24 protein-coding genes and 2 pseudogenes are annotated in these 26,442 nt (G+C 58.8%); all 26 read right to left on the bottom strand.

What is annotated here, in order from left to right; genetic code table 11:
• Positions 1–4: 4 nt before the first annotated feature.
• Positions 5–1,711: a fused response regulator/phosphatase gene (locus tag QMX98_RS03115; RefSeq protein WP_282410244.1), complete on the bottom strand. Its 1,707-nt coding sequence runs from the start codon at positions 1,709–1,711 to the stop codon at positions 5–7.
• A gap of 5 nt (positions 1,712–1,716) precedes the next feature.
• Entirely contained in the window at positions 1,717–2,022 is a 306-nt protein-coding gene (locus QMX98_RS03110; protein ID WP_010456955.1) for an STAS domain-containing protein, read from the bottom strand.
• 210 nt (positions 2,023–2,232) lie between these two features.
• Entirely contained in the window at positions 2,233–2,682 is a 450-nt protein-coding gene (fliJ, locus tag QMX98_RS03105) for a flagellar export protein FliJ (protein ID WP_010456956.1), read from the bottom strand.
• 6 nt (positions 2,683–2,688) lie between these two features.
• Positions 2,689–4,047 carry a flagellar protein export ATPase FliI gene (gene fliI, locus QMX98_RS03100; RefSeq protein ID WP_077748627.1) on the bottom strand — a complete coding sequence of 453 codons (1,359 nt, stop codon included), beginning with the start codon at positions 4,045–4,047 and terminating at the stop codon, positions 2,689–2,691.
• Positions 4,037–4,837, bottom strand: a complete 801-nt coding sequence (fliH, locus tag QMX98_RS03095) for a flagellar assembly protein FliH (protein WP_010456958.1) — start codon at positions 4,835–4,837, stop codon at positions 4,037–4,039. The genes fliI and fliH overlap by 11 nt, the downstream gene beginning before the upstream one ends.
• Positions 4,838–4,844: 7 nt before the next feature.
• On the bottom strand, positions 4,845–5,864 hold the full coding sequence (gene fliG / locus QMX98_RS03090) for a flagellar motor switch protein FliG (RefSeq protein WP_007894195.1): 1,020 nt from the start codon (positions 5,862–5,864) through the stop codon (positions 4,845–4,847).
• A complete protein-coding gene (fliF, locus tag QMX98_RS03085; RefSeq protein ID WP_169856637.1) occupies positions 5,857–7,644 on the bottom strand; it encodes a flagellar basal-body MS-ring/collar protein FliF in 1,788 nt (595 codons plus the stop codon). Before fliF ends, fliG begins: the two co-directional genes overlap by 8 nt.
• Before the next feature lie 14 nt (positions 7,645–7,658).
• On the bottom strand, positions 7,659–7,988 hold the full coding sequence (fliE, locus tag QMX98_RS03080) for a flagellar hook-basal body complex protein FliE (protein ID WP_010456962.1): 330 nt from the start codon (positions 7,986–7,988) through the stop codon (positions 7,659–7,661).
• Between the two features lie 130 nt (positions 7,989–8,118).
• Positions 8,119–9,498, bottom strand: coding sequence for a sigma-54 dependent transcriptional regulator (locus tag QMX98_RS03075; RefSeq protein WP_010456964.1), 1,380 nt, complete (start codon positions 9,496–9,498; stop codon positions 8,119–8,121).
• A gap of 5 nt (positions 9,499–9,503) precedes the next feature.
• Positions 9,504–10,709, bottom strand: coding sequence for an ATP-binding protein (locus QMX98_RS03070; RefSeq protein WP_282410255.1), 1,206 nt, complete (start codon positions 10,707–10,709; stop codon positions 9,504–9,506).
• Between the two features lie 128 nt (positions 10,710–10,837).
• Positions 10,838–12,313, bottom strand: a complete 1,476-nt coding sequence (locus QMX98_RS03065) for a sigma-54 dependent transcriptional regulator (protein ID WP_010456968.1) — start codon at positions 12,311–12,313, stop codon at positions 10,838–10,840.
• Between the two features lie 173 nt (positions 12,314–12,486).
• The gene (locus QMX98_RS03060; RefSeq protein WP_010456970.1) at positions 12,487–12,783 is read right to left on the bottom strand and encodes a hypothetical protein; all 297 of its coding nucleotides are present in this window, start codon (positions 12,781–12,783) and stop codon (positions 12,487–12,489) included.
• Between the two features lie 10 nt (positions 12,784–12,793).
• Complete coding sequence (gene fliS, locus QMX98_RS03055; protein ID WP_282410243.1) at positions 12,794–13,189, bottom strand: flagellar export chaperone FliS; 396 nt, start codon at positions 13,187–13,189, stop codon at positions 12,794–12,796.
• Positions 13,190–13,319: 130 nt separating this feature from the next.
• On the bottom strand, positions 13,320–14,741 hold the full coding sequence (gene fliD / locus QMX98_RS03050; protein ID WP_282410242.1) for a flagellar filament capping protein FliD: 1,422 nt from the start codon (positions 14,739–14,741) through the stop codon (positions 13,320–13,322).
• Positions 14,742–14,823: 82 nt separating this feature from the next.
• Positions 14,824–15,192, bottom strand: coding sequence for a flagellar protein FlaG (locus QMX98_RS03045; protein ID WP_282410241.1), 369 nt, complete (start codon positions 15,190–15,192; stop codon positions 14,824–14,826).
• A gap of 72 nt (positions 15,193–15,264) precedes the next feature.
• Positions 15,265–16,110 (bottom strand): flagellin domain-containing protein, encoded by an 846-nt coding sequence (locus QMX98_RS03040; RefSeq protein WP_282410240.1) that lies wholly within the window; start codon positions 16,108–16,110, stop codon positions 15,265–15,267.
• 350 nt (positions 16,111–16,460) lie between these two features.
• A pseudogene (locus QMX98_RS03035) lies at positions 16,461–16,631 on the bottom strand (motility accessory factor Maf-2); the annotation flags it as partial.
• 99 nt (positions 16,632–16,730) lie between these two features.
• Positions 16,731–17,657 (bottom strand): ketoacyl-ACP synthase III, encoded by a 927-nt coding sequence (locus QMX98_RS03030; protein WP_007894181.1) that lies wholly within the window; start codon positions 17,655–17,657, stop codon positions 16,731–16,733.
• Between the two features lie 228 nt (positions 17,658–17,885).
• A pseudogene (locus QMX98_RS03025) lies at positions 17,886–18,128 on the bottom strand (SAF domain-containing protein); the annotation flags it as partial.
• 20 nt (positions 18,129–18,148) lie between these two features.
• Positions 18,149–21,082 carry a TIGR00180 family glycosyltransferase gene (locus QMX98_RS03020; RefSeq protein WP_282410239.1) on the bottom strand — a complete coding sequence of 978 codons (2,934 nt, stop codon included), beginning with the start codon at positions 21,080–21,082 and terminating at the stop codon, positions 18,149–18,151.
• A gap of 51 nt (positions 21,083–21,133) precedes the next feature.
• Complete coding sequence (locus QMX98_RS03015) at positions 21,134–21,871, bottom strand: cephalosporin hydroxylase family protein (protein WP_282410238.1); 738 nt, start codon at positions 21,869–21,871, stop codon at positions 21,134–21,136.
• Positions 21,872–21,887: 16 nt separating this feature from the next.
• Positions 21,888–22,958, bottom strand: coding sequence for a class I SAM-dependent methyltransferase (locus tag QMX98_RS03010; RefSeq protein ID WP_282410237.1), 1,071 nt, complete (start codon positions 22,956–22,958; stop codon positions 21,888–21,890).
• The gene (locus QMX98_RS03005) at positions 22,948–23,805 is read right to left on the bottom strand and encodes an NAD(P)-dependent oxidoreductase (protein WP_282410236.1); all 858 of its coding nucleotides are present in this window, start codon (positions 23,803–23,805) and stop codon (positions 22,948–22,950) included. Before QMX98_RS03005 ends, QMX98_RS03010 begins: the two co-directional genes overlap by 11 nt.
• Before the next feature lie 11 nt (positions 23,806–23,816).
• Positions 23,817–24,377, bottom strand: a complete 561-nt coding sequence (rfbC, locus tag QMX98_RS03000; RefSeq protein WP_282410235.1) for a dTDP-4-dehydrorhamnose 3,5-epimerase — start codon at positions 24,375–24,377, stop codon at positions 23,817–23,819.
• Positions 24,374–25,456, bottom strand: a complete 1,083-nt coding sequence (rfbG, locus tag QMX98_RS02995; RefSeq protein WP_282410234.1) for a CDP-glucose 4,6-dehydratase — start codon at positions 25,454–25,456, stop codon at positions 24,374–24,376. Before rfbG ends, rfbC begins: the two co-directional genes overlap by 4 nt.
• Positions 25,438–26,211, bottom strand: coding sequence for a glucose-1-phosphate cytidylyltransferase (gene rfbF / locus QMX98_RS02990; RefSeq protein ID WP_282410233.1), 774 nt, complete (start codon positions 26,209–26,211; stop codon positions 25,438–25,440). Before rfbF ends, rfbG begins: the two co-directional genes overlap by 19 nt.
• Between the last annotated feature and the right edge of the window lie 231 nt (positions 26,212–26,442).

Raw genomic sequence — 26,442 nt, 5'->3', positions numbered from 1 at the left:
TGAATTATGCCAGAGCCTCCCAGAAAAACTCTACGCGAGCACTACGACCATCGTCGGACCAGCTCGCGCTACGGCTCAATTGGCGGATCAGACTGACGCCGCGCCCCGACAGACGGCCACCGTCGACGGGACGCTCCATTACCCGCGCCACATCGAAACCTTTGCCACTGTCTTCGACCCGCACAATCAGGCTGCCGCCCTTGCCCGTCGGCACGATCTGCAAATGCACCCGCACAAAGCCGTCCTGCAACGCCTCCAGCCGCTCATTGCGCGTTTGATAATAGCGCGCAAAACCCGAAGCATCGCGCTTGAGGCTTGAATCCAGCCCCAGCACGCCGTGCTCAAGGGCGTTGGAATACAGTTCTGCCAACACGCTGTGGAGCGCCCCACTCTGAGCCCGCAGACCATGGACCTCAAGCAACAATTGCAACAGGTACGGCAGCGGATTGAAACGTTTGAGGGTCGCGGCGCGAAACTCGAAACTCACCGACCAGTCCAGCGGACACGACTGGCCGCTGTCGGAATACACCGGCGCCGGAGGGCTCAATTGCTCGGCCTCCAGCAGACTGATCTCGACCATGCTCACATCATCGCGGGCCTCGCCACGAAAATCCCGCAGTGCCTGCTCGATGTCCTCGAACAGCGCGTCTGGCTGACGATTGGCCGCAAACACCTGATGCAAGCGCTCTACACCGAACAACTGATCGTTGGCATCGCAGGTATCGATGACCCCGTCGGAGAGTAGAAACACCCGATCACCAACGGCCATCGGAAACACTTCGGTGCGGTCATTGAAGGTTTGCGGGCTCAGTATGCCCAACGGCAAATGCCGCGCCCTCAACGGCGTGCGCTCACCGCTGACGATGTTGTGCAGATAACCGTCCGGCATCCCGCCGTTCCAGACTTCCACCGAGCGCCGCTGAAAGCTCAGGCACAGCAAGGTGGCACAGCAGAACATGTCCACCGGCAGAATGCGCTTGAGCTTGGCGTTCATCTCACGCAGGGTTTCAGCCAGGCCATACCCTTTGGCAGTCATGCCATAGAAGACTTCAGCCAAGGGCATGGCGCCCACCGCGGCCGGCAGCCCGTGACCGGTGAAATCACCCAGTAGCACATGCATGTCGCCGGCCGGGGTGAACGCCGCCAGCAGCAGATCGCCGTTGAACAGCGCATAAGGCGATTGCAAGTAGCGGATGTTTGGCGCACTCAGGCAGCCCGAATGCGCCACCTTGTCGAATACGGCCTTGGCCACCCGCTGCTCGTTGAGCAAGTAGTCATGATGTTTGGCGATCAGGTCACGCTGCTGTAGCACCGTGGCCTGCAACCGGCGCAAGCGATCCATGGCCTTGATCTTGGCGGCAAGGATCACCTGGTTGTAGGGCTTTGCCAGAAAGTCGTCACCACCGGCCTCCAGACACCGGGCCAGGGCCTCGCTTTCGGTCAGCGAGGTCAGGAAGATGATCGGCACCAGGGTTTCCCCAGCCAACGCCTTGATCTGTCTGGCCGCTTCGAAACCGTCCATGACCGGCATCATCGCGTCCATCAGAACCAGGTGCGGCCGCTGCTGGCGAAACGCTTCGACGGCTTCGGCACCGTTGGCGGCCGTCAATACCTGGTGGCCCTGACGACGGACAATGCTCGACAGCAGCATGCGATCGGCCGCGCTGTCTTCGGCGATGAGGATGGTCAGCGGTTCAAGCGACGGCTGCATGGCGGTCAAGTGATGTCGAACAGCTTGTCGAAATTGGAGATGGCGAGGATCTTGCGCACATCTGAATTGCTGTTAACGACGCGAATATCGGAACTGTCGCCACCGGCGTGATCACGGAGCAGAAGCAGCATCCCCAGCGCCGAGCTATCGAGATACGTGGCCTTCCTTAAGTCCACCACAACAGATTCCGGTTTTTTTTCGAGTTTCTCGTAAGACTCGCGAAACTCCTGATGCCGACCAAAATCGAATCGTCCCTCGATCGAAATCGTCAGCTTTTTCCCATCCGGAGATACATCTGTAACAACTGACATTTATCGGCTTCCTTGTCATGGGTAAACGTACGTGTACAAGGTTTAGCACTTGGCGGAGATGGGAGCAAGGCGGGAAGTTGTCACGCCTGTCAGACCGCCTTCGCGGGCAAGCCTCGCTCCTACGGGTTATGCGTCCACATTACTCGCAAACGACACAAAACCTGTAGAGCGTGGTTGGCCCGCGAAGAACGGTCACGCGATCCCGCTGATTCAATACGGATCATGCCGCGGCAACCGCTGGGACAATTCGTCCAGCAGCTTCTGCTCGCGCTTGTCTTCGAGCTTGCGCGCCTCGTCCATGTAGCGTTGTACAAGTTTGCGCAAACCTTCGACCCGGGCAAACGCCTGCTGCCAGGACTCGCGCGCCTTGTTCAGGTTGTTCTGGTGCCAGTTCAGGCTTTGGCGCTGCTGATCGATGGCGGTTCCCAGTTGCGCAAGAAACCCCTGATAGCCAAGCAACCACTGGCCGGAAACGCCAGTGCTACCGCGCACAATCCATTGTTCCTGGTATTCGAGGCGGAAGTTTTCGAGGTCGGCGAGCTTGCTTTCCGCCACACGAACCTGGCCCTGGAAGTGCCCGAGGCGCATGACCGCGGTTTTTTCGGCCTTTTCGGCCATTTCCACCACGGGTGCCAGACGTGCCGCGCGGCTCAGGGCCATGGCCGGTTAGCCGCCCGCTGCCGGAGCAAAGATCGAGGCGAGGTGGTTTTCGCTGGCGCCCATGCCGATATTGTCGTTCAAGCCCTGACGCAGATAAGTGGTCATGGCCGGCTGCAGGGAAATCGCGACGTCGGTTTCACGATCACCGCCCGGCACGTAGGCACCGACGCTGATCAAGTCGCGGCTCTGCTGATAGCGCGACCAGTACTGTTTGAACATCTGCGCCCGCGCCATGTGCTCGGGGCTGACCACCGACGGCATGACCCGGCTGATGGAGGCTTCGATATCGATGGCCGGGTAATGACCTTCTTCCGCCAGGCGCCGGGACAGCACGATGTGCCCGTCGAGCACGCCTCGCGCCGAGTCGGCAATCGGGTCCTGTTGGTCATCGCCTTCGGACAACACGGTGTAGAACGCGGTGATCGAACCGCCGCCCTTCTCGGCGTTACCGGCCCGCTCCACCAGTTTCGGCAACTTGGCGAACACCGACGGCGGATAGCCTTTGGTCGCGGGCGGCTCGCCAATGGCCAGGGCGATTTCCCGCTGGGCCTGGGCGAAACGGGTCAGCGAGTCCATGAGCAACAGGACGTTCTTGCCCTTGTCGCGGAAATACTCGGCGATTCGCGTGCAGTACATCGCGGCGCGCAGACGCATCAGCGGTGCATCGTCCGCCGGCGAGGCGACGACCACCGAACGCTTGAGCCCTTCTTCACCGAGGATGTGCTCGATGAATTCTTTAACTTCACGACCCCGCTCACCGATCAGCCCGACCACGATAATGTCGGCCTCGGTAAAGCGGGTCATCATGCCCAGCAGCACGGATTTACCGACGCCGGTACCGGCGAACAGACCGAGACGCTGACCGCGACCGACCGTCAACAAACCGTTGATGGTGCGAATGCCCACATCGAGCGGTTCACTGATCGGTTCACGCTTGAGCGGGTTAATGGTCGGACCGTCCATCGGCACCCAGTCTTCGGCTTTCATGCCGCCCTTGCCATCCAGCGCACGACCGGCGCCGTCCAGCACCCGCCCGAGCATGCTCATGCCCATCGGCAAGCGGCCAGTGTCTGCCATAGGCACCACGCGGGCACCGGGCGCAATGCCGGCGACGCTGCCGACCGGCATCAGGAACACCTTGCTGCCGGAGAAACCCATGACTTCGGCTTCGACCTGCACCGGTTGATAACTGTCGTCGTTGATGACCATGCAGCGGCTGCCCATTGCCGCGCGCAAACCTTCGGCTTCGAGGGTCAGGCCCACCATGCGCAGCAGACGGCCTTCGAGGATCGGCGCCCCCGCCAGCGTAGTGACCTCGGCGTAACTGCCCAGGCGCTTGGCGAAGCTGGTGCGATCAAGGCGCATCAGGTTCGTCCAGCGTCGGCTCGACCGCAGGTTTTTCGTCGACCGGCAGTTCCAGGCTCAGATCCGGAGCGGCCGGGTGCAAGGCCTGGTCATGCAACTGATCGAACAGCTTGGCCATGACTTGGGCGACGCGGGTTTCAACGGTGGCGTCAATGCGACTGTGTTCGGTCTCGACCCGGCAACCGCCGGGCAGCAGGGATTCGTCTTCGACGATGCGCCAGGTTTCTTCATGGCGCTCGCGCAGGGCTTTGACCTGTTCGAAGTCCTGCGGATTGATGTGCAGCCGCACGTTACCCACGCCCAGCGGCAAGAGCTTGAGGGCTTCGCGCATGACGTGTTCGATTTGCGTCGAGTCGATGGCCAGTTCGCGCTGAATCACCTGTTTGGTGATGTGCTGCACGAGGTCGACCAAGGATTTCTCGATCTGGGTGTCCTGCTCGGCAATGGGCTCGAACAGGTTGGCCATCAGCTGTTCCAGGCCGGCAACCTTCGGCGCCAGGACGGCTTCAGCTTCCTGACGGACCTTGAGTGTGGTGCTGTGGAAGCCTTCTTTCTCGCCGATGGCGAAGCCTTCGTTGTAAGCCTCCTGACGGATGCTTTCGAGTTCTTCGAGGGTCAGTGGCTGGACTTCATCCAGCGGCACTTCTTCCATTTCCGGCGGTTCGGGCTCGGGTTCCGGCTCGGGCTCCGGCACAAACGGATCGAAACTGGGCAACGCCCAGACATCGAAACCGGCGACGGCCTTGCCTCGGATCAGGTCGGTCTGGGACTCATCATGTTTGGACGACATAGTGACCTTAGATCATCTCTTCGCCGCCCTTCCCGCCGAGAACGATTTCTCCGGCTTCGGCCATACGGCGGGCAATGGTGAGGATTTCTTTCTGCGCGGTTTCCACGTCGCTGACGCGCACCGGGCCCTTGGCCTCGAGGTCGTCGCGCAACAGTTCGGCCGCTCGTTTGGACATGTTCTTGAAGATCTTTTCCTTGACGCCTTCGTCCGAACCCTTGAGGGCCAGCACCAGCACGTCGGAGGACACTTCGCGCAGCAACGCCTGAATCCCGCGGTCGTCGACATCGGACAGGTTGTTGAACACGAACATGAGGTCTTCGATCTGACCGGACAGGTCTTCGTCGACTTCGCGGATCGAGTCCATCAGCTGGCCTTCGATCGAGCTGTCGAGGAAGTTCATGATGTCGGCCGCACGCTTGATGCCACCCAGGGTGGTGCGCGAGGCATTCGAGTTGCCGGAGAACTGCTTCTCGAGAATCTGGTTGAGTTCTTTCAGGGCCGCTGGCTGCACGGTGTTCAGCGAGGAGACCCGCAGAATGATGTCCAGACGCACCTTGTGGTCGAAGTTGCCAAGCACTTCACCAGCCTGATCCGGGTCGAGGTAGGCCACGACGATCGCCTGGATCTGCGGGTGCTCGTAACGGATCACATCGGCGACGGCGCGCGGTTCCATCCACTTCAGGCTGTCGAGGCCGCTGGTGTTGCCGCCCAGCAGGATGCGGTCGATCAGGCCGTTGGCCTTGTCTTCGCCCAGTGCCTGGGTGAGCATTTTGCGCACGTAGTCGTCGGAGCCGACGCCCAGGCTGGTCTGGTCGCCGACGATGTCGACGAACTCGCTCATGACCTGTTCGACCTGCTCGCGATGGACGTTGCCCATCTGCGCCATGGCCACGCCGACGCGCTGGACCTCTTTGGGCCCCATGTGGCGCAACACCTGGGCAGCATCGGTCGAACCCAGGGACAGCAGCAGAATCGCGGCTTTGTCGACCTTGGTCAGTTTGGCGGCAACGGCTCGGTTATCACTCATCTGCGTTAATCCACTCTTTCACGACCTGGGCCACGCGACCCGGATCTTCTGCCACCAGACTCTTGATTGCATTCAACTGTGCGTCATAGCCTTCGCTCGGGCTCGGCAGCAGGATGCTTTGCGGACCACCGAGGCTGACGCGGTCGTTGCCCAGTTCGCCGTCCAGGCCGCCCATGCCACCGAGTTCCACGTCGCTGCCAATGCCGGCCAGTTGCTTGCCTTTGCCGCCACCGGTGATGTTGTTGAGCACCGGACGCAGCACACCGAACACCAGCACCAGGATGAACAAGACACCCAGCACTTGCTTGACGATGTCCCAGAACCAAGGCTGGGAGTAGAACGGAATATCGGCAATCACTTCACCGCGCTCGGCGGAGAACGGCATGTTGATCACGCTGACGCTGTCACCCCGGCTCGCGTCGAAACCGACGGCGTCCTGCACCAGGCGAGTGAAGCGCGCCAATTCATCGGCGCTCCACGGCGCACGGGTGGTCTCGCCATTGGCGGCGTTGATCTTGACCTGATCATCCACCACCACCGACACCGACAGGCGATTCAAACGGCCCTGCTGTTGTTTGGTGTGGCTGATCGAACGGTCGAGTTCGAAGTTCTTGGTGGATTGTTGACGCTTGTCCGCCGGATACGGCGCCAGCATCGGCTGGCCGGTGGCCGGGTCCATGATTTGCTGACCGTTGGCATCGATCAACGGCTGGCCTGGCTGAACCATGCCGGCTGCCGCGGTGCTGCCACCGGTGGTCTGCGGCGCGGAAGCTGGCGATGGCGGCTGGTTGCTCAGGGCACCCGGCACACCTTGCGGGCCATTGCTGGCAGTGCGTTGTTCGTTGACCGACTGCTCGCTGCGCAACGCCGGTTGATCCGGGTTGAACTGCTCGGAGGTCGACTCGACAGCGCTGAAGTCCACGTCGGCCGAGACTTCGGCTTTGTAGCGGTCGTTGCCCAGCACCGGTTGCAGGATATTGTGCACGCGCTGGGTCAGCATGCTTTCCATGCGACGGCTGTAGTCAAATTGCTTACCGGCCATGGTCAGTTCGGAATTTTCCGCCTGATCCGACAGCAGGTTGCCCTTCTGGTCGACCACGGTGATCTGGGATTTGCTGAGTTCGGGAACGCTGGTCGCGACCAGATTGATGATCGCCACCACCTGACCCGGCTCCAGCGAGCGGCCGGAATACAGTTCAACCAGCACCGAAGCGCTTGGCTTGCGTTCGTCACGCACGAACACCGAGCTTTTCGGAATCGCCAGGTGCACGCGAGCGCCCTTGACGTTGTTCAGGCTGGAAATGGTCCGCGCCAGTTCGCCTTCGAGGCCGCGACGATAACGGGTCGCTTCCATGAACTGGCTGGTCCCCAGGCCCTGGTCCTTGTCGAGGATTTCAAAACCGATGTTGCCATCGCTGGGAGTGACACCAGCGCCCGCGAGCTTGAGCCGTGCACGGGACAGGTCTTCGGCCTTGACCAGCAAGGCACCGGAGTTGGGTTCAACAGTGTAGGGAATATCGGCGGCGGCCAGGGTATCCATGACCTGCTTGGCGTCCATACCGGCGAGGCTGCCGTACAGAGGCCGGTAGTCCGGCTGCTGCGACCACAGCACCACGGCAAAACCAATCGCCACGCTCGCAGCCAGGCCGACCAACAGGCCCACCTGACGCAACATGGTCATCTCGGAGAGGTTTTCCAGGAAGGACAACCCGAACAGCGGCGGTTTGCCGTCTACTGGGGTGGCCTTGGCCGGAACGTTATCGGCGACTGCTTCTGCCATGACTCAATTCGTCCTTAAACCGGCATCTGCATGATGTCTTGGTATGCCTGAACCAGCTTGTTTCGCACTTGGGTCAACGCTTGAAAAGACACGCTGGCCTTCTGCGAGGAAATCATGACATCCGTCAGGTCGACGCCACTTTTGCCGATCTCGAAGGCACTGGCCAACTGACTGGACGCTTGCTGGGTGTCGTTCACTTTATTGACAGCCTGACCGAGCATGTCGGAAAAGCTGCTGCCACCCAGTTCAGGGACTGCGGCAGTCGATTTAGGCGCAGACATGGCATCCATTTGCATGGAGCGCATGTCCAGCATCAACCGATTAAATTCAATACCTTGGCTCATGGTCTACTCTCGTTGGCGACCCGCAATTTTTTGACACTCACTCGGCGGGTAGTGAGGTGTTAGCAACAAGGGTGCCAGCTCCGTGGCTGCTCTGAACAAAAGCGTTTCCCGGGCGTTGTTGGCGAACGAATCAAGTCGCGAACAAATAAGCTTCCACATCCATCCCGGCATCGCGCATCTGCGCCAGCTTGTAGCGCAAGGTGCGTGGGCTGATGCCCAATCGCTCAGCCGCTTCTTTGCGACGGCCGCGCTCGGAACGCAAGGTGTCGATGATCATCTGGAATTCACGGCGACGCAGGTCATCACCCAACGCCCCGGCCGATTCAGCCTCGACCTCCACGACCCGCACCGGCGCCAACGCCGGCAACGGCGCACAAGCCACCGGTCCGGACAGGCAGAAATCCTGGGGCTGGATCAAACCACCCTGCTGCAGAATCAAGGCGCGCTGGATCGCGTTATCCAGTTCACGCACGTTGCCCGGCCACGGATAACCGATCAGGCACGCCTGCGCCTCGGGCGACAGTTTCGCCGCGGCATGCTTCATTTTATTGACGTGTTTGGCCAGCAGACGCTCGGCCAGCGGCAGGATGTCGGCGGTACGCTCGCGCAGCGGACGCCAGGCCAGCGGAAATACCGACAATCGATAGAAGAGATCTTCACGGAACCGCCCCGCCGACACCTCACCGGACAGGTCACGGTTGGTGGTCGCCACGACCCGTATATCCAGGGAGATCGGCTTGCGTGCGCCGACCCGTTCGACTTCACGCTCCTGCAACACCCGCAGCAATTTGGCCTGGAGCCCGAGGGGCATTTCAGAAATTTCGTCGAGCAGGATCGTTCCGCCATCGGCCTGCTCGAACTTGCCGGCCTGCGCCGCGATGGCGCCGGTGAATGAACCTTTTTCGTGACCGAACAAAGTGGCTTCGAGCATGTTGTCGGGGATCGCCGCGCAGTTGATCGCAATGAACGGCTGACTGGCGCGATGGGAGTGCTGATGGATATAACGCGCCAACACCTCTTTACCGGTCCCGGACTCGCCGGAGATCAATACCGTCGAATCGCTGCGCGCGACCCGCGCGGCCAGTTCCAGCAATTGCACACTGGCCGGCTCGAAGGCGATCGGCCCTTCGCTCTCGGTCGCACCGAGCGTGCCCAGTGCGTGCCGCGCCACGAGGTCGAGCAAGGCTTTGGGCTCGAACGGCTTGACCAGATAATCCGCCGCGCCCTGGCGCATCGCATCGACGGCCCGCTCGACCGCACCATGAGCGGTCATCAGCAACACCGGCAATTGCGGCTGACGCGTTCGCAGCAAACCGAGCAGTTGATGGCCGTCCATGCCTGGCATATTGACGTCGCTGATCACCAGGCTGAAGGCCTCATTGCCGACCGTCGCGAGCGCCTCTTCCGCCGAACCGACGGCCGTGTAATCGTGCCCCGCGAGCAGCAGCGTATCGGCCAGTGCTTCGCGTAGCGCGCGGTCGTCCTCGACCAGTAAAACCTTGATTGCCATGTCCTTCACTCCGCTCCCTGAGCGTTAGGCTGTTCACCGGAAAAAAGCGGCAGGATGACCTGCGCGCAGGTGCCGCGACCCGGCCGCGAGCGCAACTGCAATTCTCCCTGATGAGCACGGGCCACGGCCTTGACCACGGTCAGGCCCAGGCCAGTCCCGGTGGTTTTAGTGGTGAAAAACGGCTCACCCAAGCGCGCCAGTACTTTGCCGTCGATGCCGCTGCCGTTGTCACTGATGCACACCCGCAGGTTGTTTCCCCTTGCATAGAAATGCACTTTCAAGCGGACATCACCGGCACTGGCCTGAACGGCGTTCTCGATCAGATTAAGGATTGCGCCGACCAAGGTGTCGCGGTTGCACAGCAGTTCACCGGCATGACTGTCGCACTGCCAGCGAATCGGCAAATCCTGAACATGAGTCAGTGCCGCCGATTGCAGCGACTGCATCAATTGCTTGGGCGTGACGCGGTCGGTCAACGGCAGCTCGCCGCGCGCGAACACCAGCATGTCGCGAACCTGATGTTCCAGCTCATGCAACCGCTCTTTCAGGCGCCCGGCAAAACGTTGCTGCGTGGCGACCGGCAATTCCTGCTCAGCCAAATGACTGGCGTAGAGCAACGCGGCGGACAACGGCGTCCGAATCTGATGGGCCAGCGAGGCGACCATTCGGCCGAGAGACGACAGGCGCTCGTGGCGAGCCAGCTGATCTTGCAGATGACGGGTTTCGGTCAGGTCGTTGAGCAACACCAACTGCCCGGGCTCGGCATCCAGCGAACGAGTGGCGATCGACAGACGTCGACCGTCTTTCAGAGAGATTTCGTGACCGTCGTCTTCGCGAGGAGCAAAGCAACGGGCAATGACATGGCGCCAGAGCTCGCCTTCGAGGGGCAGGCCGAGCAACTCGCAGGCCGCCGGGTTGGCTTCACGCACAATGCCCTGGGCATCGATGACGATGACGCCGCCAGGCAACAGATCGAGGAGGTTTTGCAGTCGGTTGGCCAGACGTTCCTTTTCCGCCAGCTCTTGCATGCGCTGAGCGCTGACCACCGCCAGCTCACCCTTGAGCTCGGTGACCCGGGCTTCCAGCATGCTGTAGGAATCAGTCAGCTGGCTCGACATTTGGTTGAACAGCGAGAACGCCTGCTCAAGGCCAAGCCGGCTTGCCTGCTCTACGGACGACGGTTGCCCCGAAGCATCAGGGACAGGAGACATCTGGGCGGCTTGGGGCATCGTGCTCTCTCGCTAGGCTGACCGTCAGTTAAACGGAACGTTGCGAGGGATGTAGCAATACCCGTGCCTAAAAAAAACCGCCTACAAATGAACGACTTGAAAAACAGGCGTCAATCATCCGCCTGTTCATCACCGTCGCGACGGCTCATGCCGTACTTGCGCATCTTCTCCACCAGCGTGGTACGACGAATACGCAGGCGTTCTGCGGCACGCGCCACGATCCCATTGGCATCATCCAGCGCCTGCTGAATCAAGCCCTGCTCCAGACCACCGAGGTAGTCTTTGAGGTCCAGACCTTCCGGCGGCAGCATGGCGTTGGCGGTGAAGTCCGGGGTATGACCGTTGATGGCCACCCGCTCTTCAAGATCACTGCGCAGGCTGTCGACCAGTTGCTCGTCTTCATCATCGACGTAGCGGAATTTCTTCGGCAGCTCGACCACGCCGATCACCCCGTAGGGGTGCATGATCGCCATGCGTTCCACCAGGTTGGCGAGTTCGCGAACGTTGCCCGGCCAACCGTGACGGCACAGCGACATGATCGCCGCCGAGTTGAAGCGGATCGAACCGCGCTTCTCGTGCTCCATGCGCGAGATCAACTCGTTCATCAGCAACGGGATGTCTTCGACACGTTCGCGCAGCGGCGCCATCTCGATCGGGAACACGTTCAGGCGGTAGTACAAGTCTTCGCGGAACGTGCCGATCTCGATCATGCTTTCGAGATTCTTGTGAGTCGCCGCAATGATGCGCACGTCGACACTCTGGGTCTTGTTGCTGCCCACGCGCTCGAAGGTGCGCTCCTGCAACACGCGCAGTAACTTGACCTGCATCGGCAACGGCATGTCGCCAATTTCGTCGAGGAACAGGGTGCCGCCATTGGCCAACTCAAAACGCCCGGCGCGGCTGGTGATCGCCCCGGTGAAAGCGCCTTTCTCGTGGCCGAACAATTCGCTTTCCAGCAACTCGGCCGGGATCGCCCCGCAGTTGACCGGAACGAACGGCGCGTCACGACGCTTGGAGTGGTAGTGCAGGTTGCGCGCGACCACTTCCTTGCCGGTGCCGGACTCGCCAAGGATCAGCACACTGGCGTCGGTATCGGCCACTTGCTGCATCATCTGACGGACGTGCTGAATCGCCCGGCTGGTGCCGACAAGGCTACGGAAAAGGTTGGGTTCGCGATGACGACCGCGCTCGCGGGCCTGGTCGTACATCTCGCGATAGACCTGCGCACGGTGCAGCGAGTCGAGCAATTTGCTGTAGCTGGGTGGCATTTCGAGAGTCGAAAGCACTCGGCGACGCTGGTCTTCAGGCAAGTCAATGGAAGAATTATCGCCCATTAACAAAACCGGAAGGAACTCATCCCAGGTTGCGAGTGTCTTTAACAGGCCCGGAAGTGCGCCAGGAGCATTGACCGTCCCGATGAGGACACAGATCACTTCACGACTTGAGGACAAAGAGCCGACAGCCTGCTGCCAGTCATGGCTACCGCAGGGTAAATTTTCTTCGCCAAGAAAATTTAAAATCACCGCCAAATCGCGGCGGCGGACGCTATCGTCGTCAATCAGCAGAATTTTGGTTTCACGCCACATGCAATAGCAACTTCCCTAGTCAACTCAATGCCCAAAATGAGGGGGCAAGCTAGACGCTTGCAGACACGTTATGCCTGTAGACGACTGAAATCTGGTACCAGCCACTAGTTAAGTCAAAAAACCGTGCACAGTCAAATTTATGGCGCACTATGTTTGGATTAACTGAGGGTTAATTAACCAAACAGATGGTAAACCTTTGCCGCGCTCTGTGCTTGATGGATCTGCGACATCTCGTCGACTATCGCCTGGCGCTCTCCTGTCGCCGCCTCCAGAAGCTGTTTATACACGCCCAGCAACTCCTCAAGGTTGTCGCGCAATGCGACCTCATCCACCGAAGCTTCACTCAAGACGTCTTCCATGCAGGAACGACAAGCCAGGTCCAATTCACTAATGGCCTCCCAGTTGCGCTCGGCCAATGCACCGACGAGGGCATCGCGGGTTAGTTCGATTCGCTGCAAGACAAGACTCATGGTGATCTCCTTAAAACTGCGGACCCGGAGCGGCAATGGCATCCCAACCGTCTTTGACCGTGCGAAGCAGGTCGGCGACTTCGTCGAGGATTTTTGGATCGGCGCCTACATTGGCCTCGGTGAGGCGCTTCATCATGTAGGTGTAGAGGTTATCCAGCTCACCTACACTCTCAAGGGAATTCTCAAGATCGAGCCCTTCACGCAAACCACCGATGATGCCAATGGCCTTGCCGATGAAGATGCCCCGGTTGGGAATATCCTTGCGCTCCAGGGCGCCTTTGGCTTGAGCAATACGGTCGAGACCACCTTCCATCAGCATCTGCACGAGACGGTGCGGACTGGCCTCGGAGGTTTGCGCCTGAGCGCCAATCTTCTGGTATTGGCGAAGGGCTAACATTGGATTCATGCTGTACCTCATCAAAAATCTGTGGTTCGTATAAACAATATATCGACGACGCGTCAAAAAACTTTAGCCGCGAAACACAAAAGCCCGGAGCGTTGAACGACGCTGCCGGGCTTTTGGCGTTACTGGGCTATCAGCTGTTCTTCTGCTGCGCGGCCATTGCTTCGAACATCGAAGTGATGTTGCTGGCAGTCGCTTTCAGCTTGCCGACCAGGGTATCCATGTCGTTGTACTTTTTGGTCAGTACAGCGGTCAGGGATTCGATCCGGCGATCCAAGGCAGCCTGCTCATTGGTCAACTTGGTCTTGGTCTTGTTCAAACTGGTCGTGCGCTGATCCAGAACACCGCCCGCGTCTGAAAAAGGCGCAATAGCCTTATTCATGCGCTCAAGCAGACCGTTGTTACCCGTAAATAATTCCTGAACTTCACCGCCCAGTTTTTTGTCATTCAAGGCGGCGGTGAATTTGGTGCTGTCAAAATCGAGCGCACCGGTCTTCTGGTTGGTGGTAATCCCCAATTGCGCCAGCACGGTAAGCTTGTCACCCGCACCGGTTTCCGACAGAGGCCCGCGAATAGCCGACAAGATCGAACGCGGCAACGCATCCCCCGTCAATGCCGCAGAAACGGTCGGATTACCCTCATCATCGAGCGAAGGTTTGGTGAGCGCCGTAACGCTGTTGGCGATTGCATTGTAGGCATCCACAAACTTCTGGATCGAAGCTTTCAAGCCATCAGTGTTAGTAGCAACCGTAACGGTCGCTTTGCCCACCGAAACCAGGTTGAACGTCAGCCCGGAGACCGCTTTATCCACTGCATTGGATTTGCTGGTCAACGCCATGCCATCAACGGTGAACTTCGCATCGACCGCCACTGCACCGATGGAACCGGCGGAAAACTCATCCATGGGCGAAGTACTGGTGCCGATGACATTACCGCCGTCGATGGTCAATTCAGGGATGCCACTAACAGAAATATCAGAACCCGCACCGGTGGTGGTTGAGCCCAGCACCAGACGCGAGCCGAAGGAGTCAGTCACGATGTTGGCACTGATACCTGCACTTTTGAGCGACGCGTCTGCATTGATCGAATCGCGAACAGATTGCAGCGTTGCCCCCGGCTTGATATCCAGGTTGAACGTGCCGCTGCCTTGCTCGATGGTCAACGTGCCATCAGTGATCGAGCTGGTCGTGCCGCCGGCAAAAGCTGCACTGGCCACTTTGGAAGAGGTTGCGAGGTTCGTGACGTCAATGGCGTAGGTGCCACCAACAGCCGTATTAGTCGCGATGGCGGTGACGAATTTCACTTCGGAGGAAGATGCAACAAACCCCCCAAATTGCGGAGAGGTCTTGCTCCCCAAATCCGTCATGGACTTGGCAAAGGCCGCCATCAAGGATTTCAAGGTGCCGATACCGGATATCGATGAAGTATTGGTCTTGGTACCCCGATCGATCTGCCCCTGCTTGGCCGCTTTGTCAGCATCGACCAGCGCCTTGACGATAGCAGTGGTATCAAGGCCAGAGCCTAAGCCCAAGCCCGGTAGAATTATACTTGCCATGTGAATCTCCCTTCAGTGTCTCGCCGGTCTTTTGACCACTACAACGCCCAAAAGAACATAGCAACAAATTTAGTGCCAGCTGTCAGACTTTTGCACTGAACAACAAGCTGCTTGCATCATTCAAATTATTGGCCAGTTTCAGGACTTCTTCGTTGGGGATCTGACGGACCACCTCACCGGAGTCACTGGCAATCACTTTTACCACAACTTTGCCTGAAGGCTCGTCAATCGAGAATTCCAGATTACGCCTGACCGACTGAACGAACTTTTCAATTTCCTGAACGGCCATCTTCAGTTGTTCCTGCTCGGTCTGGGCACTTTTGTTTTCATCCTTGACGGCAACCGCTGGCGCAGTTTCCGCTAGAGGCTTGTGCGCCGACTCATCGGCAACAGTCTTTGCTGCCTGCTCGCGCGCAGGATAAGACAAGTTCAGCTTGACGCTCATATCCATGTCCATCACCTCTTAAACTAAAAAGCGAGAGAGCGCGACGTGCGCACTCCCCCGCCAAAACTCACTCAGCTATTACTGAAGCAGTTTCAGTACAGCGGAAGGCAGCTGGTTGGCTTGAGCCAGGACTGCGGTGGAAGCTTGTTGCAGAGTTTGTTGCTTGGTCAGCTGTGCAGTTTCAGCAGCGAAGTCGGTATCTTGTACGCGACCCAGTGCAGCACTGGCGTTTTCGTTGATGTTCTGCAGGTTGGAGATGGTGCTGGTCAGACGGTTTTGTGCAGCACCGAGGTCAGCACGAGAGGTGTTGATTGTTTTCAGCGCAGCGTCAATTGCATCGACGGCGGCCGAGAAACTGGCCTGAATTTGAGTGTCATCGCCGGTGATAGCGATGGAGGCTTTATCAACAGCCAGGGTGGTAGCCTTAAGATCTCCAAGTGTAATAGTGATCTGGTTTTCAGTACCGGTGTTCGAACCCACCTGGAACGTCATGACGTTGGCTGCCGTTTTCAACAGATCCTTGCCATTAAGTTGGGTACTGTCGGCGATACGTGTCAACTCATCAGACATCTGAGCAAACTCAGTATTAAGAGCTACACGGTCGTCAACGCTGTTGCTGCTGTTACGGGCCTGGACAGCCAGTTCACGCATACGCTGCAGAATGTTGGTCTGCTCCTGCATCGCGCCTTCAGCGGTCTGGGCGATGGAGATACCGTCGTTGGCGTTTTTGATCGCCATGGTCTGACCACGGATCTGCGAAGTCATACGGGTAGCGATTTGCAGGCCGGCGGCGTCGTCTTTTGCACTGTTGATTTTCAGGCCGGAAGACAGGCGACTCATCGAAGTGGACAGAGCATCGGAAGCCTTGTTCAGGTTTTTCTGAACGTTCAACGATGTGACGTTAGTGTTTACTGTTAAAGCCATGACGAATTCCTCGTTGGTTGGGTACTGCGGCTTCCGGCCCTGGCAACCGCCGGGTATGGCCTAGAGAACCTTCGTAATAGTTATCGTCGGGAATGCAGGTTGCTTTAGGGGATTTTTAAAATATATTGCCATCACACTGCCACCCCCCGTAATTCAAGGGTTTGCCAGCGTGAGAGCAGCGGAAAAATGACGTCAGGGAAATGCCGGTGACGAATTGGCGAGGGCTCGCCTGCACCGGCAGAAGAGAAACCTTTTAAATTGACAGACTGCCGCGCAGCGACTGGACCAGTTCGTATTCCAGGTAGTCCGCCAGCGCCAGCCAGCTCTGTCGTCCTGAAGCTTGGCTCGATAGTGCGGTCATGACGACTGGCCAGCTGGATGCCATTGATGCTCAACGTCGAACCCAGGCCCTCGACCAGATCGGCCTGCAATAGACTCGCATCTTCAAACAGCAAGCGCACCGACAGCAGCGGCCAGCGGCGCTGTATGACTTCGGCGTTGCGCTCAAAGAACTCGCTTATGGAGCCTAGCTTTTCATTCGGGCAAATAAAATAGCGCTCAAGGTTACACCTTGAACGCTATTTTTGTGCCTGGCTTTCTTTGACTAAAGAGCCGAAGGTTCAAGGGCGATAGATGATCGCCGAACCCCATGACAATCCAACACCGAAACCACTCAGCGCAACGCGCTTCCATTTCGAGTCCAGCACATGTTTTTCCAGCAGCAACGGAATGCTCGACGACACGGTGTTACCGGTTTCAACCATGTCCTTGATGAATTTCTCGGGCTCGCCCTCGAAACGCCGCGCCACAGCATCGACAATGGCCGCGCTGCCCTGGTGAATGCAGAAGGCGTCAATATCATCGGCCGTCAGGCCCGAATCAGCGAGCAGTTCATGCAAATGCGCCGGCACTTTGAGCAGCGCGAAGTTGAAGACCTGACGGCCGTTCATGAAGAACACCCCGTCGGAAACCTTCAGGTGCGGCGCGCCGGAACCGTCGGTGCCGAACTTGGCCTTGCCCAACTGCCATGGCGCGTCTTCGCCCATCCAGGTGGCAGTGGCGGCATCGCCAAAGAGCATGGTGGTGTTGCGGTCTTCCGGGTCGACGATCTTCGAATACGGATCGGCGGTCACCAGCAGGCCATTTTTCAGGCCCGCGGCTTCCATGAAACCCTTGATGGCGTAAATGCCGTAGACATAACCGGAGCAGCCCAGGGAAATATCGAACGCGGCCACGGTGGTCGGCAGGCCCAGTTTGTCCTGAACGATGGCGGCGGTGTGCGGCAGACCTTCTTCATCGCCGTTCTGGGTAACGACGATCAGCACGTCGATGGCTTCACGCTTCAATTCGGGATTGTTGGCGAACAGCGCGTTGACTGCTTCGACACACAGGTCCGAAGTTTCTTGCCCGGCGTCTTTGCGCGGCAGGAAGGCCGAACCGATTTTGCCCAGGATGAACTCTTCATCCTTTTCGAATTTTGCACCTTGTGCGTAATTGTCCACGCCGGCTACAGGAACGTAGCTCGCAATGCTTTTTATGCCAATCATTACGGCTTCCCAATAATAAACAGCCCAATACCACCGCTCGCAAGGAATCGAGGGGCGCCGACAAACAGAGAATGGCGTCGCCCCCAGGGAGCGACTACGGGAAGAATAAAAGGCTGTCACTGGGCCAAATTGAGACCAGGCGCCATCTCCCCGATTAATACAATACAGTGAAGATGCGCGTTATGACTCGCAGGTCACGCTATTTTGCCGAATCAGCTTCACAAGCGGTTATTCGACCAACGACCAGTCCAGTGGCGTTCCGCGCTTGATGGCTAGGTGGGCGTGGCGGCCCAGAAGGGTCTCAGCGTGTTTGGTGGCGAGCCCCAAGCCAGGACAGATGGCCCGTAGATTGGCGACGCTGAAGGGTTCACCGGCGGCCATGTCCTGGGTGACATACAGCGATCGGCGGTACACCAGGGACTTGCGCCCGGCTTCGGTCACGCCGTAATGCACCTGACCCATGGTCTGCCAGGTGCATACGGTTTCGTGGCTTATGCGAGCAACTGCGCCCAGTTCACACTGGTCGGCTCGCTGAGAGTAAGGCCCTTGCCGGTCAAGGCCAGATTCTGGTAATAGGCCGAGTCCTGCTCGAAGCGCGCCTGCCACTTGTCACGCAAGGCGACACGGGCCTGGGTTGCCTCAGGCAGCACGCCCGGGTGCAGCAGTTGCGCTTGTGGCGTCCAGACAATGAGGTAACCGGCATCAGCCACTTTCAGGCACAGATCGATATCGCCAAAAACTTCTTCGAAATGCTCTTCGTCCAGACCGCCCACCGCTTCGAACACTTCCTTGCGAATCATCAGGCACGCACCGGACACCGCCGAGTAGTTCTGCTCGACCTGATGGCCATTCAGGTAGCCTTTGGCGTCCTTGCGCTCGCCGACAAAGACCGAGCCGATATCGCCATTCAAACCGAGAACCAACCCGGCTTGGGTGGTGACGCCACGGATGTCCATCAACTTGGCACCGACGATGCCGACTTCCGGACGCTGAGCCTGGTTGAGCATGGCGTCGAGCCAGTTAGCATTGAACACCTCGGCTTCGGCCGATAGCAGCACCAGGTACTCGCCCTTGGCTTCGGCGCTTGCAACGTTATACAGCGCCGAATCACTCAGATGCTGATCGGTGCGCAGCACACGAATGCGTTCGCCCTTGCCTTCCAGGCTGCTCAGCCATTCGGCCAGCTCTGACGATTGGCTGTGGCTGTCGAGAATCAGCACTTCGTGGCGCTGGTAGCGGGTGCGTTGCAGCACGCTGACCAATGCACGTTGCACATGCTCCAGGTTGTCCTGACTCTGGAGGATGATCGACACCATCGGTCGCTGAGCGTGCTGATAGTCGATCTGCCAGGTCTGCGGCAGCGTCGAGCTAACCTGACCGCGATACCCACGATTGGTCAGGTGACGGGTCAAGACTTGACGTTCCTGGGCATTTTCTTCAGCGATCGGCGCGTTGCAGATCAGCAAGGGTTCGGCCAGATGCGCCAGGCCACCAAGACCGCCGTCTTCGATCAGACGCAGCAACAGATCGAACTCCAGAGCCTGGGTGTACTCGGTCGAAAAGCCCCCGGCCTGAACCAACACGTCACGCTGGATCAACCAATGCCGCGCCATCAGCGACGGCACGGTTTGCAGCAGGTCGAGGTTCACTCCAGGACGGAATACATCCGCCAGAGCACCGTTGGCCTGACGCTGAATTTCGTCCAGCGCCACCGCACGCAAGCCTTCGACGCCGATCAGCTCAAGGCTGGCGCGCAGCAAACCGCTGGCAGTGAACTGATCACCGGCCTCGGCCAGTAACAGCCAGTCGACAGTGGACTGGGTAACGATCTGATTAATGCGTTCCACGTAGGTGGTGGGGCTGACTTTGACGAAGTGCACGGTGTCGCGCACGGATGTGGTCGTCGGTAAGTCGCCGGTGGAGAACACCACCAGGTTGAAGGCTTTGCAGTGGCCGTTGACCAGGCTGTCAAAGGTCGCCTGCAACTTGACCATGTCGGCGTCCAGATCCAGCAGCAGAATGCCGAATTGAGGGCCGCGATTGTGCTTGGCCAGATGCCTGGAGATAGCTGAAAGCTGAGCGGCATCGGGATTGCGCGCTTCAAGCCAGTCAAGTAAACGCCCGGATGGCATGCTCTGGAGCAGAGTGTGGTCATCCCGTCCTGGTACCGAATCCAGACGCTTGGCCCATGCTTGAAGCTTGAGCTTCTCGTCCTGTTCCTCGGTGCCTTCGAGCGACTCGATCAAGCGCTTGACCACCGACCGGTTGAACCGGTTAAGACTCAATGCCTCCCACAAACGGGCGCGGGTGGTGCGGTCGTTGTCGTTAGGCTGAATTCGCATCAGCTCGTGTTGCTTGAGCAGGATGCCTTCGAGTTCCTGCAATTGCAGACGGCCGGCCGGCATCGCGTGCAACAGAAATTCGAATTCAGTCAGCAGATCGAACACCGGTTTGTTATAGAACGGCATTTCTACGAACTGCTCGGGGCCGAACGAGCGAACCGGTTCTAGCCCCGCCTCGCTCCAGGTCGAACGGAAGATCAGGGTAGCTTTGAGCGAGCGACCTTCGAGCAGGCAGTCGGCCATGGCGGTAAAGCTGTCTAGAGCAATCTGTTTGACCCTGGATGGGTCACTGTCGCTGAACTGCGTAGGAATCGAGGCCAGGAATTGCGCAAACTGCTCGCGTTCGGCGACAGTTTTCGCATCCTTGTATGTCAGCACGGTCAACACATTGGTGTTGTGGTCCGAACCACCATAGTTCGCCTCACGCACAGCGTAAGGAATCGGTAGGATCCTCGCCTTGGCACACGCCAGCAGGTAGAACGCGTGGCCGATTTCCTGCCACTCGAAACTGGTACTGGCAGGCAACAGGCTGTACCACTGTTGTAGCAGGTCGGTACGGGTCACCCCATAGAACGGCGGCAGGAACTGGCCCATGAACTCCATGACACGATCTTCAGGCTGCTGTGAGTTGTAATCCTCTTGCACCCTTTGGTCGCGGCGGTAGTAATTCACTTCGGTAGCACGGGCCAAGTACATCATCCCGTAGCCATGACACAGGCCGTAGTCTGGATTGGCTTCAAGAAACTCCACCGACTCGGTCAGTGCGCGATGCAGCAGGAAGTCGTCATCGGCGGCAAACACCATGTACGGCGTGGTGACCTGATTGACGCCGTAAGTGAGTTTTTCCTGCAAGCCCTTGTAGGTGTATTGCGGCAAGTGGCGATAGTCGACTGACGGGAAGTCCCGGGCCATGTGCTCATCGCCCTCAACAGACGAGTCCAGAACCAGAACCGTGCAGGGATAACTACTGTAGTACTGCAAGGTGCGCCGCAGGAACGCGCTCCGGTTGTGGGAAATCACCACCACCGTGAACCGCTCGCTCAGCGGTGCAACGTTGTTTTGAGCACTGTTTTGAACCTGCATCTTTCTATCCCCACAACCGGCCAATCGCCAAGAACCTGAAACCACTTTTAATTAACGAACGCGACGCAGATAACCGTCCGGCGCTACCGTGATCAGCAGCTTGTTCTGCAACTGCTGGTCAATCTCGAAGTCCTGGTTTTCTTCCAGGTACTTCCACACGGCGGTTTTCGGGTTGTCGCCCGGGCCCCATGGGCGATCCGGGAAGAAATCGGCCGGCATGTCTTCAACCACGGTGTCCATGACCACGCAGTAGCTGTCCACCGACACCAGCGGTGCGTAGAGACGCAGCTCTTCGAGCACATGATCGTGGGTGTGATTGGAGTCCAACACCAGAATGACTTTCTTGCCTTCGGCCGCGGCACGTACTTGCGCGGCAATCGCCGGATCGATGCTCGAACCTTCGATCATCGAAACGCGCTTGCTCATCGGGTGGCTTTCGATGGCTTCACGGTTGTGCGGGCGGATGTCGAGATCAATGCCCAGCACTTCACCGTGACCTTGCAGCTCCAGCAGGGAGGCGTAGTAAATGATCGAACCACCGTGGGCGATACCGCACTCGATGACCAGATCCGGCTTGACCTGCCAGATGATCTCCTGCATCGCCATCATGTCTTGCGGCAGCTGGATGATCGGACGGCCCATCCATGAGAAGTGGTAGCTGTACTTGTGCTTGGCGGACTCGTTGAAAAAGTCACGGGCTAGGCCGACGACTTTCTGGTCGTCGCCCTGACGGGCGATCTCTTCCCGGCACTCGGCTTCAAAGGCTTTATGGATGCTGTTGTCGGTCATCTGAAAATCTCAATGGTCACTGGAACGAAGCGCTGTCGACGGCGTGATAGACGTAGCGCCCACCGGTCATCCGCTTGATTTCTTCGAGGTAGTTGGAGTTCATCACAAACAGGTTAGCGCCTTTGGGCAAGGCATCCATGGCCTCTTGCGGCGAGGACACCCGCACGCCGCTCAGCGGCAGATAACGCCCCTGTTTGGCCGGGTTGATATCCACCACGCGATCCACCGCCACGCCCAATCGTTGCAAGAACAGCGAATAAATCACGCCTTTGGACGACGCGCCCCAGATCGCCGAACCCTGCTCGGGTGCGGCCCGGATGATCTGCACCGCGCAGTCGAGACTGGCGGTGAAATGATCTGACAGCGTCAGCAACGACGGTGCCTCGACCGGCGTACGGCGCAACGTCGACAGATCCGCAACGATGTACAGGTATTGACCACCGAAGAGGTGCCCCGCCTCGTGCACCGTTCCGAACATTGCGCGTAAATCCTCAAGGCGAAAGTAGTTCACATGCTCGTAGAAAACGTCGAACCAGGCGTTGTGTTCGACAATCCAATCGAAGCACGGCACCTCCATGTAAGTTTGCCCGCCATGGTTGGCACGGGAAATTTCAGCCAGGAAACTGACCGGATCGCTGATATGTTCCAACACGTGGCGCAGGACGATCGCTTCGGCGGCCAGCCCCAGTTCCCGGGTGAAGGGGGCCTTGATCACTTCCGTATTGTCGCCCTCATAGGAAGGGTCGATCCCGGTGATGGCATAGCCGAGCCCCCGAAGCATCTCCAGGAAGTAGCCTTTGCCACAACCGACTTCAATCAGACTTTGACCCTTGAAATGACGCGCTAGGATGGCTTCGACATCAGTCAAGTGCTGCTGAAATTGCACCGAATGAGCTTGTTCGTTTTGATAGTCGACGTCGTAGCTGAGTTTGCTGGCGTCAAATGCCTGGTTGAAGATCAGCCCGCTCTGGCTGTCCTGCACTAGCACAATATCCGCGCTGCCCGAAGCCTGCGCCTGTTCGGCACTGGCAAACGTGCGGTTTTGCAGAACTGGCAGCCCGGTCGCTCGATAGAGTTCATGCTGCATTCTCTTCTCCCGCCAGTTGCGAAATCCGCTGGGCAACGCCCCAAAACGCCATGGGCTCATGGGCGGAGTAACCGTAGCGCCCCAGATTCAGGACGATGGAGGATTGACGCTGGCGCACACGCTGCTCAACCAGCGCCCGCACGGAAACTGGTTGGCCACTGCAACAGTTGATCACGCCATCGACATTGCGATGAGCAATGAACGATGCCAGCCGGGAAGCGGCTTGTCTGATCTCCAGGTAGTCACGCAACTGATCGCCCATCGACATATCGAACTGCGTGTCACCGGCATCGATGGCCCGATCGAGACTGGCTAACAGGCTGTTGTGATTCTGTCCCTCGCCATACAGATAGAACAGGCGTGCCCACTGCAATGTGAACGCACGTTCACGCTGCAAGGCTTCGAGGAACAGGCGCAAAGTGTGTTTGGCCAGGCCATAGGGGGTGCCGGGCTGTGCGGCCACCGCCTCACTTAGCGGGCCACTTTGCAACCCATACTCAAAACAGGTTCCCGTGACCAGCACTTGGCTGACACCGGCCTCAATCACCCGCTTGAGAAAGGCATAATCCAGGGGCAGGTTCCGCTCGAAATGGAACAGTGCCTGGTAGTTTGGCAGGCCGGTCCATGCCAGATGCGCAATGGCATCCATGCCATCGGCCAAGCTTTCCACGTCCAGATCCGGTGCGTGGATATCAGCGGTGACAAACTCCACTTCATCGAACCACGGCATGGCACGCGCGGCTTCGATATTTCGAGAAACCGCACGAACCTTGAAGTCTTTGGCGAGCAAGGCGCTGATCAGATGCCGGCCGACAAAACCGGTGGCGCCAGTGACCAGCACTGTCATGGCGTGCCCCGTCACAGCTCGACTCCGCTGAAGTCTTCGTCCAGCAGAGGATGGCATGCATCTTTGGCTGACAAGTTCTTGACGGGCAACGGCCAAGGGATCGACAACGCAGGATCTGTGACCGACAGGCCTGCTTCATGATCCGGCACGTAGTCCGCGTCTGTCAGATAGAGCACTTCCGAGTCGTCGGTCAGGGATTGAAAGCCATGGGCGAAGCCCGCCGGAATCAGCAAACTGCTCCCATCGTCGGCCCGCAGCTCTTCGGCGTGCCACTGCAAATAGGTAGGGGACTGCGGCCGTAGATCGACCACCACATCCCACACTGCACCACGTACGCAGGTAATCAGCTTGGACTCTGCATAGCCGGCTTTCTGGTAGTGCAGACCACGCACACAGCCCTTTTCGACCGTACGCGAATGGTTGATCTGACGGATGGCAAACGGGCGGCCCTGCGACGTCAGACGGGTCTGGCAAAACAGTCGGGCAAACCGGCCCCGGTCATCGCAGAACACTTTTTGCCGGATCAGATACAATCCCTCCAACTCCAGGGCCTGGAGCGTGAAATCAGTCATGACCGTTCCCTGTAGAGATTCAATTGATTCAAGGTTATCGTGCGCATGTCGTCACCGTTCTGCGACGCCAGATGCCAATCGAGGGTCTGGGTCAGACACTGCTGCAACGACCAGCGCGGTTGCCAGGCCAATAGTTGACGGGCGCGGCTGCTATCCAGGCGCAACAGACCCGCCTCATGCAAATCACTCGGCTCGATACGTAATCCGCGCGCTTGGGGCCAGCGGTTGGCGAGCAACTCGACCACTTCGCCGACGCTGCACATGTCCGCTTCGCTCGGGCCGAAGTTCCACGCACCGGCAAACTCCGGGCCTTGCTCGTAGAGGCCGGCGGCCAATTGCAGATAACCGGCCAACGGCTCCAGGGCGTGCTGCCAGGGGCGCACGGCGTGCGGGTAGCGCAAGGTCACCGGCTCATCCGCCGACCAGGCCTTGAGCACGTCGGGAATCAAACGCTCCGGCGCAAAGTCACCACCGCCCAGCACATTGCCGGCACGCGCCGTGGCCAGCGCCAGACCGTGCTCGGCATACTTTTCGACGGGGAAAAACGATGCGGCGTAAGACTGGGCCAGCAACTCGCAGCAAGCCTTGCTGCTGCTGTACGGATCGTGACCACCGAGCGCTTCGTCCTCGCGGTACGGCCATAGCCATTCTTTGTTCGCATAGACTTTGTCAGTGGTCACCAGCACGCAGGCGCGCACGCCGCCGACCTGGCGGATTGCTTCGAGCAGATTGAGGGTGCCCATGACGTTGCTGGAATAGGTGCCCAGAGGGTCGCGATACCCTTCGCGCACCAGCGGCTGAGCCGCCAGGTGCAAGACGATTTGCGGCTGCGTCTCGACGATCAGTTCCAGCAGGGCGCCGAGATCACGCAGGTCGCCGCGTTGGTCATTGATGCCTTCGTGCACTCGCGCTAGTTCGAACAGGCTTGGCTCGGTGGACGGGTCGAGGGCAAAACCGCTAACCTCGGCACCGAGGCTTTGCAGCCACAGGGTCAGCCAGCTGCCCTTGAAACCGGTGTGCCCGGTGACCAGCACCCGTTTACCGCGCCAGAATTGCGGGCTCAGTCCCATTGCTTCCATGGGGCCTCCCCGCTCTGCCACAGTGCTTCGAGGTGGTTCTTGTCGCGCAGGGTATCCATCGGTTGCCAGAAGCCCGAGTGTTCGAAGGCACGCAATTGTTCAAGCTCGGCCAGACGCATCAGCGGTTCCGCTTCCCAACTGGTCGCATCATCCTCGATGTAGGGCAGAACCTGCGGTGACAACACAAAGAAACCACCATTGATCCAGCCGCCATCGCCGCGTGGTTTTTCCGTGAACCCCATCACCTGGTCGCCGATGCGTTGCAGGGCGCCATAACGACCAGGCGGTTGCACAGCGGTGACGGTGGCCAACTTACCGTGGGCCTTATGAAAGCTCAGCAGCGCACTGATATCGACGTCGGAGACACCATCGCCGTAGGTAAAGCAAAAGGCATTTTCGTCTTTCAGGTAGGGTGCAGCGCGCAGCAGACGGCCACCGGTCATGGTTTCCTCGCCGGTATCGATAAGGGTGACACTCCACGGCTCGCTGTAGTTCTGGTGCACGTCCATGCGGTTGTTGCGCATGTCGAAGGTGACGTCGGAGGTGTGCAGAAAGTAGTTGGCGAAGAAGTCCTTGATCGCGTAGCCCTTGTAGCCAAGGCAGATCACGAAGTCATGAATCCCGTGGGCGGAGTACTGTTTCATGATGTGCCAAAGAATTGGCTTGCCGCCGATTTCGATCATCGGCTTGGGCTTGAGGTGCGACTCTTCGCTGATCCGCGTGCCGAGACCGCCTGCCAGAATTACTGCCTTCATCGCTATCCTCTTGCTCTTCGCTCGTCCCGCCCCAGCAAGGGTCGGCGAACCGTCAGATGCACATCGTTTACCTGCAGCCACAGGGCCGTTCACACCTGCGGGGGTGAAGGTTTTATGGCGATATACGGGAGACTTGCAGGAAGTGAGCCAATTGCGCGGGACAAAAAAGATCGCAGCCTTCGGCAGCTCCAGGTGTCAATACATCTCTGTGGCGCTGCCACAGGCTGCGAT

Origin of the sequence: Pseudomonas sp. PS02303 (genome assembly GCF_029959925.1) — a bacterium.
GTDB lineage: Bacteria > Pseudomonadota > Gammaproteobacteria > Pseudomonadales > Pseudomonadaceae > Aquipseudomonas > Aquipseudomonas mandelii.
The sequence above is the reverse complement of the archived record's forward strand: the minus strand, read 5'-3'. Positions and strand labels throughout refer to the sequence as shown.

What these genes read in the sequence shown, in the direction of transcription:
- fliS (WP_282410243.1), bottom strand. Translation starts at nt 13,189, where the DNA reads ATGAATCCAATGTTAGCCCTTCGCCAATACCAGAAGATTGGCGCTCAG.
- QMX98_RS03115 (WP_282410244.1), bottom strand. Translation starts at nt 1,711, where the DNA reads ATGCAGCCGTCGCTTGAACCGCTGACCATCCTCATCGCCGAAGACAGC.
- QMX98_RS03040 (WP_282410240.1), bottom strand. Translation starts at nt 16,110, where the DNA reads ATGGCTTTAACAGTAAACACTAACGTCACATCGTTGAACGTTCAGAAA.
- rfbF (WP_282410233.1), bottom strand. Translation starts at nt 26,211, where the DNA reads ATGAAGGCAGTAATTCTGGCAGGCGGTCTCGGCACGCGGATCAGCGAA.
- fliF (WP_169856637.1), bottom strand. Translation starts at nt 7,644, where the DNA reads ATGGCAGAAGCAGTCGCCGATAACGTTCCGGCCAAGGCCACCCCAGTA.
- QMX98_RS03015 (WP_282410238.1), bottom strand. Translation starts at nt 21,871, where the DNA reads ATGACCGACAACAGCATCCATAAAGCCTTTGAAGCCGAGTGCCGGGAA.
- QMX98_RS03065 (WP_010456968.1), bottom strand. Translation starts at nt 12,313, where the DNA reads ATGTGGCGTGAAACCAAAATTCTGCTGATTGACGACGATAGCGTCCGC.
- QMX98_RS03110 (WP_010456955.1), bottom strand. Translation starts at nt 2,022, where the DNA reads ATGTCAGTTGTTACAGATGTATCTCCGGATGGGAAAAAGCTGACGATT.
- QMX98_RS03030 (WP_007894181.1), bottom strand. Translation starts at nt 17,657, where the DNA reads ATGATTGGCATAAAAAGCATTGCGAGCTACGTTCCTGTAGCCGGCGTG.
- fliH (WP_010456958.1), bottom strand. Translation starts at nt 4,837, where the DNA reads ATGTCGTCCAAACATGATGAGTCCCAGACCGACCTGATCCGAGGCAAG.
- fliD (WP_282410242.1), bottom strand. Translation starts at nt 14,741, where the DNA reads ATGGCAAGTATAATTCTACCGGGCTTGGGCTTAGGCTCTGGCCTTGAT.
- rfbC (WP_282410235.1), bottom strand. Translation starts at nt 24,377, where the DNA reads ATGACTGATTTCACGCTCCAGGCCCTGGAGTTGGAGGGATTGTATCTG.
- QMX98_RS03075 (WP_010456964.1), bottom strand. Translation starts at nt 9,498, where the DNA reads ATGGCAATCAAGGTTTTACTGGTCGAGGACGACCGCGCGCTACGCGAA.
- rfbG (WP_282410234.1), bottom strand. Translation starts at nt 25,456, where the DNA reads ATGGAAGCAATGGGACTGAGCCCGCAATTCTGGCGCGGTAAACGGGTG.
- fliJ (WP_010456956.1), bottom strand. Translation starts at nt 2,682, where the DNA reads ATGGCCCTGAGCCGCGCGGCACGTCTGGCACCCGTGGTGGAAATGGCC.
- fliG (WP_007894195.1), bottom strand. Translation starts at nt 5,864, where the DNA reads ATGAGTGATAACCGAGCCGTTGCCGCCAAACTGACCAAGGTCGACAAA.
- fliI (WP_077748627.1), bottom strand. Translation starts at nt 4,047, where the DNA reads ATGCGCCTTGATCGCACCAGCTTCGCCAAGCGCCTGGGCAGTTACGCC.
- QMX98_RS03045 (WP_282410241.1), bottom strand. Translation starts at nt 15,192, where the DNA reads ATGGATATGAGCGTCAAGCTGAACTTGTCTTATCCTGCGCGCGAGCAG.
- QMX98_RS03005 (WP_282410236.1), bottom strand. Translation starts at nt 23,805, where the DNA reads ATGACAGTGCTGGTCACTGGCGCCACCGGTTTTGTCGGCCGGCATCTG.
- QMX98_RS03070 (WP_282410255.1), bottom strand. Translation starts at nt 10,709, where the DNA reads ATGTCTCCTGTCCCTGATGCTTCGGGGCAACCGTCGTCCGTAGAGCAG.
- QMX98_RS03020 (WP_282410239.1), bottom strand. Translation starts at nt 21,082, where the DNA reads ATGCAGGTTCAAAACAGTGCTCAAAACAACGTTGCACCGCTGAGCGAG.
- fliE (WP_010456962.1), bottom strand. Translation starts at nt 7,988, where the DNA reads ATGAGCCAAGGTATTGAATTTAATCGGTTGATGCTGGACATGCGCTCC.
- QMX98_RS03010 (WP_282410237.1), bottom strand. Translation starts at nt 22,958, where the DNA reads ATGCAGCATGAACTCTATCGAGCGACCGGGCTGCCAGTTCTGCAAAAC.
- QMX98_RS03060 (WP_010456970.1), bottom strand. Translation starts at nt 12,783, where the DNA reads ATGAGTCTTGTCTTGCAGCGAATCGAACTAACCCGCGATGCCCTCGTC.